Below are 4710 nucleotides of genomic sequence, written 5' to 3'. Positions count from 1 at the left end.
TCTGGCGCTGCCAAAAATCAACGCGTTCTTGAGTGGTCATAGCGGAAATCCCAACGTAGATACGATGGGTTTCAGTGTGCCGAGGTGATCTCAGTAAAAACAGGTGCTGATTCAGGGGCGCTTACACATAAAGAGTATTGAGCTCTTTGAGTACATTTTGTACTTGCTCCAACTTCTTGGAAGTCGCAGTGCTAATTGCTCCGAATGTTGCTGATGTCGTGCTTAGGTCATGGGCAGCCACCCAGTCAAAGATGTCAAAATGTTGTTTGAGTGTTGAAGCTTCTTCTGGGGTTAATTTTTGGAGTGCCCCACTTGCTGCTTTCGCTTGTGTCTTAAGCAGGATCAACCTGTCTTTTTCTGCCAATGTCTGGGGGTCGTTGGCCAGGATCACAATCTCGCCTGGCAGCACCATGTCTTGCAGGTGTTCATTGTTGCGCTCAAACATCGATTGCTGCTGAAAGTTGGCCTCTGGGCCGTACAGCTTTTTGTAGATGGCTTCTTTGCTCTGGTGGAATTCGTTCCAGTAGTACCCCACATCAAACTCTTCAATCTCCGGCCCTTGGGTTGCCGGCATCAACTTGCTCAGGGTGGGCTCGGACTCTGGCTTGGGGGCGGGCGTTGGTGAGTGGCCAAAGCCGCTGGATGGGGTTTGCTTGGCCTCATAGGCCTCTTCGACTGTGCGACGGAACTCGTCAGAACCTGTGACCTGTAGTTTGCCATCCACTAGTTTCACGCAGCTATCGCGATCCCCTGTTCGGCCTACCGTGACGCGGCTCCCGTCTCTGGCGCTGCCCTTGTCCGGGCCTTGTATCCTGACGAAGTCGTCGAGATTCAGCTCGCTGATGTTTTTTGCCGCCATGGCATCCCCCGATTTTAGTCTGTTTTTTTTTTTGCGAGCGGGCAGTCTGCCACAGGTTCGGATGGGAACAAAACTCAAAGCGGCTGGTTGCAGGGGATAAGAGGGCGCGGGTATTATGCCGCGTTGTTTGGTGATGCTCACTTCATGCGGCGCTATTCCCTGGCCTTGTTTTGGTCACACCAACAGCAAAAACCCCGGCTATTTTGCCGGGGTTTTCTTTATCACGCATGGGTTGTTGGCTGGTTGGCAAGGTGGACGCCGAAGCGTAACCCTAGGGCTCCGGCAACTTTAGTGATGGTGGCAAAGGTTGGGTTTCCTTCGCCGGATAGGGCCTTGTATAGCCCCTCTCGGCTCATTCCAACATCACGGGCCAGCTGGCTCAGGTTGCGAGCGCGGGCAATGTCGCCCAGTGCGGCCGCAATCAAAGCGGGGTCGCCTTCTTCCATGGCAGCTTCCAGATAGTGGAGCATGTCTTCATCGGTCTTGAGGTAGTCAGCGGCATCATAGCGGCTGAATGTAACTGCCTGGTCATTGTCTTTCATGTTTAATCCTTCCATTGCGCGGCAATGGTCTTTGCCTGTTCGATATCACGGGCTTGGGTGCCCTTGTCCCCACCACACAGCAACACAATGATGATCGGACCCTTTGTCATGTAATACACACGGTATCCTTGGCCGTAGTCTATTCGCATTTCCGAGAGACCTTCCCCGATGGGTTTTACGTCACCAGGATTGCCAAGGCCCAAGCGCCGGATCCTGGCGGTCACTTTCGCTTTGGCGCGTACATCGCGCAGGGTGTCGAACCAGCGATCGAATATGTTTGTTTTGATGATTTCAGTCATGTGCCAACTGTAGTTATCATCTGTTGATGTGTCAACTATGGTTATCAATCCTCGCAATGTCATGTTGAGACACCTTCCCTTGGAGATCGTCAGCGCTTCACTCGTGAAATTCTGGATCCTTGCTAAAACTGCCCGCCAAGCCATGGCCCGCATGGCTTAATCATTTTTCTATCGTGGTTAGACCTGATCCACCCCGCCACCTTAGATCCTCACGGAAAACAGCCCTTTAGCAAAGTAACTCAATCACTTACCTTTTCCACGCCCTCGATCCTTGGTGATCTAATATCCCCAAAGTGATCGCAAAATGTATTTTTGTGAAATTCTGAATTCCCCCCAAGAACCCAGTCACGGCGCGGGCTGGCCGATAGATTTTCATCAATTCATTTGTGCAAAAAACGCCACATTTTTAGCGCGAAGGTGGGGGGGGAGGAGTGCGGATTCCGTGAGCGGCGCGTTTCCGTTGCCGCGCCTGGGCTACGGGGCCAGGGGCTGGCCACAAAAAAGCGACGCATATGCGTCGCTGTGGTGAATGGGTTTCTGGCTGGGCGCTACTGGTCGCCACCCCATCCCATTTTCTTGAATGCCTTGGCGGCGATGGCCAGCAGTTCATCGCTGTTTGCCTCGGGCAGCATGGGGCGTGCCGGGGTCTCTACTGTCCATCTGTTCTTCCTGGTCTCGCCGGTGGTCGTCCGGATGATGATGGCGGCGCGTTGGACGCTGAGATGCGCCTGTATCCACTTGAGCGAGGGTTTGCGGTAGCGGCGGCGCTTGCCGCGTTCTGACAAGACTTTGTACCCCAGCGCACGCAGGCGTGTTGCCTGGCTGCGGGTACAGGGGCTATCCGTTGGTTTGAATGGCTCCTTCTTCTTGCCCTTGTCTGAGGCTCTTGGTTTCGCGGGGGTGGGGGGCGCGGCGTTGAACTGTTGTGACATCCCCTGGTGTTGCTGGTTGGCTATCATCCCTGCAAAGCGGGAGTCGAAGTCGATGGTGGCTGCGTCCTCGTTACCACGAGCGCGCAGGCGTTTGGACAGGCCGGTGAGCCGCTTGTGCTTGCGCTTGCTTATTGTGCGCGCCCACGTTGAACCATCAGGGGCTTTACCTGCCCGGATGCGCTGGCGGTTCACCTTGACCACTTCCCGACCTATCTGCTGGGTGATGCGCCGGCGCTTGGCTGGCGGCAGAGAGACCGCGTCCAGACGCTCCAGCAGGCTGAGCATGGTGCCCTGATTGATGGTGAGTGAAATCATCTACATGCCTCTATTCGATGATGGGGGAGAGCTGGCCGGCCAACTGCTTGGCCTGTTGGCCATGTCCCGTCATGGCCCCGCTGTTCCCAGGTGCTGGCCCACTGCCGTGGGTATGGCTGGCGGTGGCGGCGGCCAGCTGCTCCACCACGTTCATCAGCTGGAGCAGCAGCCGGAAGATGTTCACGCTGTCGGTCCCCATCCACGAACGGGGCGCCTCCAGGTGTTGTAGCTCGCCGGCAACGGCCCGGCGCAGCTGGCCCACCACCTCGACCAGATCCCCCGCCGTGGTCTGGCTCATGTTGCCCAGACTTCCCAGGGTGAGATCATCACCTGCCAGCAGCTCGATGGCCCCCAGCGCCTCGATGAGCTTTAACCCGCCCACCTCCTCGATACTGTGCTGGTCCACCTGCAGTTGATGCTGGCCATGTTCCCCCAGGTAGTCGTCACTCTGGTGGTGCATCTGCAGGGCGCGGTCATGCAGGTGCCGATCGGTGTGGCGGCAGAGGTTCCCCACGGTATCGGTGCGGCTGAATACCTCGGCCCGTTGCTGCTGCAGTTGCTCGCCCGGGGCGATGTCCGGCAGAGCCCAGCCACTGCCGAGTACGGTACGGATAAAGGGCCGGTCAGCCCGCCCAAAGGCAAACCCCAGCTCAACCAGGGTCCCCTCGAGGGGAAACTGCAGCAGGCCCTGTTCCGGCCCGCCGAACTGCACCGGCAGCGGCACCGCCCGATAAAGCGGGGCGGCCTTGTCCGGCTGGTCATCTTCACCCAGCAGTTGCACGTCCACCGCATAGCGGGGGCGAAACGGGTCATTGCGCTGGCCGGCGCTGGCCTGGTCGCTGATGGCCTCGACCCGCCCGAACTTGGGCAGGTGCATCTTGTCGGCCAGCTCCGGAAACTCCCCCTCTATTTTGCGGCGCTCCACCGACTTGGTGGCCTTGCCAGGGGTGACCGTGGTCAGGGTCATTTCGTCCCCTTTGAGCCGCACCCGGGTCACTCGCTTGCCGTTGACCGTCGCACCAGGGCGCATGGCGGGCACGGGGGGCAGGGTGATGAGATTACCCGCCTGGCGCGCGGTCCAAGCCGGGTCGATTTCCACCTCCCTGCCATGCCAGCGGGAATCGGTGTGGCTGCCGACAAAGATGGCGCCATCGGGTTGCTGGTACCAGACAAAGTCCGGCACCTCGAAGGCGCGGCCGGCGTTATCGAGCAGCTGATAGCCGGTGCCGGCACTGGTGAAGTTAGGAATGGGGCGATCGGCATAGTCGGCCGCCTCGGGCAGCATGAAGACCAGACCGGTCTGGGTGGTGAGCCAGGCCAGCAGGTTGCGCAGGGTGGCATGCTGCATGCTGACAGGTAGCCGGCCGGCCAGGATGCCCGCCAGCTCCCGGCAGAGCAGTTGCACGGCCCCCGTGGCGGCGGGCTGAACGTCATACACATAACCGGTGAACCAACGGCGCAGCTCGCCGTTGTAACCGACATCGATGGTGACGGGGTGGCCTTTTTGCACTTGGGCCTGCGCCGTCAGGGCCGCCCGTCCGCCGGCATTCAGATCCAGCATGATGTCGTGCTCAACCAGATGGGCAGGCTGACCATTGAGGGTCAAGCGGGTGGTCAGCTTCATGCCAGGATATCCCCCAGTTTGTTGTCCAGTTTCTTAAAGAAAGCCTCTCCTGTGGAAAGCGGCTCATCCCCCGATTGACCATTGCCGCCTGCGGCGGCGGTACCTGGCGATCCTTTACCGATATTGGCGGGGTTACCTG

Annotated in this window: 5 protein-coding genes; all 5 read right to left on the bottom strand. The window is 58.7% G+C overall.

What is annotated here, in order from left to right; all coding sequences use genetic code 11:
* Positions 1-121 precede the first annotated feature (121 nt).
* The 5 genes from GWQ22_RS20875 to GWQ22_RS20855 all read right to left on the bottom strand — a co-directional run bounded on the left by GWQ22_RS20875 (position 122) and on the right by GWQ22_RS20855 (position 4571).
* Positions 122-1000 carry a hypothetical protein gene (locus GWQ22_RS20875; protein ID WP_275931547.1) on the bottom strand — a complete coding sequence of 293 codons (879 nt, stop codon included), beginning with the start codon at positions 998-1000 and terminating at the stop codon, positions 122-124.
* Positions 1001-1080: 80 nt separating this feature from the next.
* A complete protein-coding gene (locus GWQ22_RS20870) occupies positions 1081-1401 on the bottom strand; it encodes an addiction module antidote protein (protein ID WP_212514483.1) in 321 nt (106 codons plus the stop codon).
* A 2-nt stretch (positions 1402-1403) separates the two neighbouring features.
* Positions 1404-1763 carry a type II toxin-antitoxin system RelE/ParE family toxin gene (locus GWQ22_RS20865; RefSeq protein WP_275931546.1) on the bottom strand — a complete coding sequence of 120 codons (360 nt, stop codon included), beginning with the start codon at positions 1761-1763 and terminating at the stop codon, positions 1404-1406.
* A gap of 485 nt (positions 1764-2248) precedes the next feature.
* Positions 2249-2947 (bottom strand): phage virion morphogenesis protein, encoded by a 699-nt coding sequence (locus GWQ22_RS20860; RefSeq protein ID WP_275931545.1) that lies wholly within the window; start codon positions 2945-2947, stop codon positions 2249-2251.
* A 10-nt stretch (positions 2948-2957) separates the two neighbouring features.
* On the bottom strand, positions 2958-4571 hold the full coding sequence (locus GWQ22_RS20855; protein ID WP_275931544.1) for a hypothetical protein: 1614 nt from the start codon (positions 4569-4571) through the stop codon (positions 2958-2960).
* Between the last annotated feature and the right edge of the window lie 139 nt (positions 4572-4710).

Origin of the sequence: Aeromonas sp. 1HA1, assembly GCF_029237385.1 — a bacterium.
In the GTDB taxonomy this organism is placed as follows: domain Bacteria; phylum Pseudomonadota; class Gammaproteobacteria; order Enterobacterales; family Aeromonadaceae; genus Aeromonas; species Aeromonas popoffii.
The sequence above is the reverse complement of the archived record's forward strand: the minus strand, read 5'-3'. Positions and strand labels throughout refer to the sequence as shown.